Below are 5,315 nucleotides of genomic sequence, written 5' to 3'. Positions count from 1 at the left end.
ATCATGTGAATCCGCACCCGTAATGTTCACGGATGTCTTGCCAGCGTTGACGTTGATAGTGTTCGCCTCACCAGTTACACCAGCCAGAACATAGGTCTCAATCGAAGCCGCCGCGTTGATGGTGTCAGCTCCGCCAGCCGCAGAGAACGTGATCTGGTCTGCCGTCCCACCAGCCGTAACCGTCGAGAACTCCTCGTGCTGTACAACCGTCATCGTCACGTCAGAGCCAAGGCCAGCACCCTTGCCAGCGGTGTCGAGCTCCAACAACTCGAATTCAGATACCCTAGCGCCACTGATGTTGTCTTGGTCATCCAAGATCAGCTTGTCCGCAGCACCTTGGCCGCCATCAAGAACACCAGTCAGGACATCGACGCCGTCTTTGGACATCACCACATCGTCGCCACCGCCACCATAAACGCTGTCTGCAACGTTACCGATCACAATCGTGTCGTTGCCATTCAGACCACTCAGTCGATCCGCAAAATCCGACCCAACGATACTGTCGTTCCCATCACCACCCGTAACCGTGTAGCCAGTGGTACCAGTCGCATCCGACAGATCAATCGTATGAGCAGCACCATCTGTTCCGGTGATATTCACCGTACCAGATGTGTTGCTGGTTGCCGACGTCGCAACAAAGTTGCCCGCTACAGTAGCGTTCGCAGTTGCACCTGCCGTTATGACCAACGCATCGCCTGTTGCGAGGTCAGTTACCGCGTCAGTACCGCTAGCAACCACAAACCGGTCATCTCCTGCGCCACCAGTCAAGCTATCGTTACCGATACCGCCGTCAATTGTGTCGGCACCAAGACCGCCAGAGATCGTATCAGCACCTGCACCACCGACAAGATTGTCATTATGGCCACTGCCAATGATGTTGAACTTACCGTCCAGCTCCGGAGTTCCCCCCCAAGTCAATCCGCCTGTCAGGGCAGAAGCATCTACGGTGAGGGTGCCAGCGGCCGGAACCCACCAATCGGCAATGGGCTTTCCGCCCGTCGTACTTGCATCCGTAGCGCCACCGGTAAGGTTGATGCGTGTGACGCCAAAGTTGTCGAAATTGTCCCCGGCAGAACCCCAATTCTGATAGAATTGCCAGATATCCGCCCACTCACCAGTCACGGTGTCGACATTTGCGATATTCACATCAACAGTTGTTTTTGTGAGCAATGTGTTGAGATCTGCGGCAGACGCTGTCGTATCCGTCAGGTTGAGTGTCAGATGATTGAGACCCTCATCCGCTGTATCAGTTGTCAAGTTGACAAACAGCGTCGCTGAGCCCTGCAACGTGGCGGTCAAATTGCCTTTTGTCGCTGCAATAATTGCATTGATGTCATTGATATCATCGGCATTGGCAGCGGTGATCGCCCCATCATTCGCTGTAATGTGAACAAAGGCATCTTGGCCGACGATGATGGAAAGGTTCGGACTGATGCCACCTACACCACCGTCGGCATTGCGCAAGTTGGCAAACCCATCGGTAATGCCGCCTTCAAAGTCGACCGCGCTGGTCAAACGTGTTGCGGCAGAGATCGTGGCTCCTTGCGCGACGGTCGCTGCATCACTTACCGTGATCGTAAGATCTTGCTGAGCTGTTGTTGAACCCTGCCCCGCACCGTTGGGTTCCAGATCGTCAAGTATTGCAGCTGTTCCGGAAATAGCAGCCGTAATAGTCCCAGTGGTCTGAGACATGATATTGTTAAGATCGGCGATCTCTTGCGCTGACGCGCTATTTACGACCAGATCGAGATCGAAGTTACCTGAGAAATAGGAAGAAAGAGCGGAGAATTGCGTAAGGTTCGGGACCCCGTCAAAGCTAATCGCGTCAGCATTAGCGAGAATATCGCCAATGTCGTCTTCATTAACGCCAGTTCCACCAGTCACACCGTCACTACCCAGTGCTTGGGCAACCAGGTTTTGGGGTGTGTCTCGGATCGTATAGCTACCAGAAGGTGCCGCCCATGCGTCTGACCCCGTGGTGATGTTTTTCAGCAAAGCGTATTCTGCCAGCGTCAATTCGCCGGCATTGTTGCCCGTTACCGCAACATCAGACACCGCGCTCAACGCACCGGGCGGGGTCGAACCTGCATTGAACAAAGCGGCATTCGCCAACAGTTCAGAAGCGCTATCGGTGACCCCTGGGCCCCAGTTCAGGGTAGTTGGTGCATAACCGGCAATCGTCTGCGCCTGAGCAACAGTAGCAGCAGATGTCAAAGTAATCACGTCAGCGGCGTTACCAACGAGCGAGCTCCCTGCAAGCTCTGCAGCTGTATCAGACACCGAGAGAGTTCCGGACACTGTATTGTTCAGAGTCAAGACACGGTTAGCCTGGGTCACGTTTGACGCGTCAGAGAATTCAACTGTTCCAGCGCCGATTAGCACTTGCGAAGTCGCTCCAAACAAATTCGAAGCGGTATCAAGCAAGTCATACGACCAGCTATCGTCGCTGGTCAGTACCCGAAGCTCAGTAAACTGAGCAAGCGACAGCGTTCCCGCGTCTCCATCGTTTTCAACTACCGAGTTTGCGTTTAGCAGCTCAGTGCGGTTCGCCGCACTCGCGGCTGCATAGGTGAGGAGGTGTGATGCGCTATCCGAAAAATTGAACGTCTCAGTCCCGTGAAAATCAACAAGGTTAAGAGCACCAATTGCGTCGATTGTTGAGGGCGTGATAATCAGCTCTGCGGTTGACGGATTGGTCGAAGTGACGGGTATCGTCGCAAGCGCACCAGCGCTTGCCTCAAGCACCTGCCCACTCGCCAACTCGATCGACTTCACACCACTAACCGTCTCGCTCAGCCCACCCTTGGTGAAGGTCACGTTGGCCCCATTCACAGGATCCGTACTGTTGACCACCATTGTAACATTGCCCGCCGCAAGGTCGCCCGCAGCCGTACCGGTCGAAACGTTAGTGAATATCGCCTTACCAGTCCCGTCAACCTGCACATCGAATGTGTAGGTGTTGATGGAAAGCGAAACGAGGTTGTTGGCGTCGGCGCCATCAAGGTTAAAGTTACCAACCAGATCGGTGAAGGCCTGACTGTTAATGCGAACCGTGACAGTGCCGATCGAGCTCGTCGGCGGCACCAAAATTGCCTTATAGACATTGGCAATGCCTGTTTCATCAGGCCCCTGCCACGACACCAGCGATGCGCCACCGCCCACAACCACATCATTAGCATCAAACGTCGTGGAGGTTTCTGACAGGGTAAAGATCACCTCGGCATTTTCGCCCGCCAGAAGCGCAGCCTTGTTTGCCGTAATTGCTACGGTCGGCGCAATTTCATCCGCCGCAATCGGATAAGTTACTGCGGGCGTGAGGCCCTCTAGAAGCGCTTTTTCAGCAGCATTAATCTGGTCCGTAACAGTCACGCTGTCAGCAGCATTCAAAATGGCTTCAACCCCGGTCCTAAACTCCGTGGTGATGCCGTTTAGGCGCATTAGATTGTCTGCTGTGTCGACGATGTCAAACGTTACGCCACGGCCTGCAATAGCGCCATCCAGATCGTCAACAAGACCCCTCAATTCGAGGAATTCATCAACAGTGAGTGCTCCCAGATCCGTGCTGTTCGACACTTTCAACGTGAGAGTCACGTCAGCATGGATCTTTGTACTATAGTCGGCGTTAACCTCACGCGCCCCCGCTAGGGTCTCTACAAAAACAGTCAGCTTACCAGAAGCAGAGGTCGATACATCGCCTGCAATCAAATCGTACTGCGCCTTTGTCAGGATCAATTCCGAAGCAACAAGAACGTCACCAATCGTATTCGCTCCAGTGATCGTTGCCAGGCGGGCATCCACAACACCATCGTCTACGACGATATTGCCGCCCCCAAGCGAAATTGTTGAATTTGCAGACAAGACAATGGTGTCGTTATCATCATTCGGAAGATCAAACGTCAGATCTCCCCCTGACAATGCGACCTTGACAGTAATAGTCTCCGAAACGACACTGTTTCCCGCAGCGCTCTCCGGAAGCACAATCCGGAGATCTCCAGCACCCTGAAATTGAACGGTGTTTGCACCCGAGGAAACGGACGCGTCTTGAAGTTGATCAACGGTCACCTCAAGCGTTTGCCCATCAGCGATACTAATCGCATTGTCATTCAGGTCAGTCACCGTCTGCGATGCGATGGCGGCGCCACTTGTAAATGTTGCAACGCCGGTTGCGATATCAATCGTAATTTTTGCTGTTGCGTTGAGGAAACTTACCACATCGGCGCTCGATACCTGCACTTCAAACGCAGGCTCACCACCACCGCCACCACAGGCCGCCAAAGGGAGGACAAGCAAGGTCGCAGAAATACCTTTGTTTGCCTTTGCCTTTTCGACTGCCTTGTCAGACCACTTCTTCAAGAACGCTTCACGAGCCTTCATCGTCTTGGGCAGCTTTACTACTTCCCCCAGACTCGAAAGCCCGACCATTTCACCAGTCGCGACCAACACATTGTCGAGCACCACACCATCAATACCGGCTGGAAGAACCGCCGCCTTTTCCACGTCCTCGAAGCCCAAGAAAATCTCTTCGCCATTCACTACGATCTGGCCCAGGTTCGAGGTGTTCAGGTCTTTTGCCATAATGGATCTTCCTTCTTTACGCCGCTGCGCAGCGGCGCTGCTCGGTCATTGTGGTGGTTTCGTTTTTTGCGGCTTGAGTGCCGCGCTTGTTCGGGTTGACCGCAAACACGGCCGAAGCGGAGAGAGCCACAGGCTCCTCCGCGGAAAACTTGCAGATGGATGGCGCCGCTCGCCTTCGCGTTCGGCGTCGCGCAAAATCGGTGAGATCATACGCATTAAGGGTGCGTGGAAGTGACGATGCAGGCGCAACAACTGAAAAGCCTGTCAGGGGCACTGAAAGTGACTGCGCGGCGATCTCGCGCGCGCGAAACGAGTCAGAGATGGCACGAACGCCTCGTCTGTCACGAAACATGACAGTGACGACCCTCAGACCACCAATCGTTTCTCGTTTCTTTTCAATGCTTTGATGCATCTTACCCCTGCTCTTTAACCGTCACTTTCAGTCGCACAACCAAACTGACTACTAACACTTTATTTCTACAGGAAAAAAAATCATTATCACCCCGACCATTAGAATATTATCGATAATACTTTATGGCCATCACAATACTTAAGCATAGAACTCTAGCCGCCCACGGAGGTCACCAATCAAGACGCCAATTTTCTCTTGTGGATACCACTCGATTTGCGAGGAAGTTTCGAATTTCCCTGCCGGTGGATGCCTGCGCGTGCTCTGAATACCTCGCGGACATTCCCCATAACGTTCAGAGCGCACTCTCATGCAACCGATCAAACATTTG

2 protein-coding genes are annotated in these 5,315 nt (G+C 53.4%); both read right to left on the bottom strand.

The window, feature by feature from the left end:
• A partial coding sequence (locus tag ACK8OU_RS19775; protein ID WP_410305046.1) for a beta strand repeat-containing protein occupies positions 1-4,575 on the bottom strand: 4,575 nt, incomplete at its 3' end.
• Between the two features lie 16 nt (positions 4,576-4,591).
• Positions 4,592-4,987, bottom strand: a complete 396-nt coding sequence (locus ACK8OU_RS19770) for a hypothetical protein (RefSeq protein ID WP_410305045.1) — start codon at positions 4,985-4,987, stop codon at positions 4,592-4,594.
• Between the last annotated feature and the right edge of the window lie 328 nt (positions 4,988-5,315).

The organism is Pontitalea aquivivens (assembly GCF_046507575.1).
GTDB classification, from domain to species: domain Bacteria; phylum Pseudomonadota; class Alphaproteobacteria; order Rhodobacterales; family Rhodobacteraceae; genus Pontitalea; species Pontitalea aquivivens.
Note: the sequence above shows the minus strand (reverse complement) of the source record. Positions and strands in the feature narration are given on the sequence as shown.

Coding starts and splice junctions, on each gene's coding strand:
- ACK8OU_RS19770 (WP_410305045.1), bottom strand. CDS start 4,987: ATGCATCAAAGCATTGAAAAGAAACGAGAAACGATTGGTGGTCTGAGG.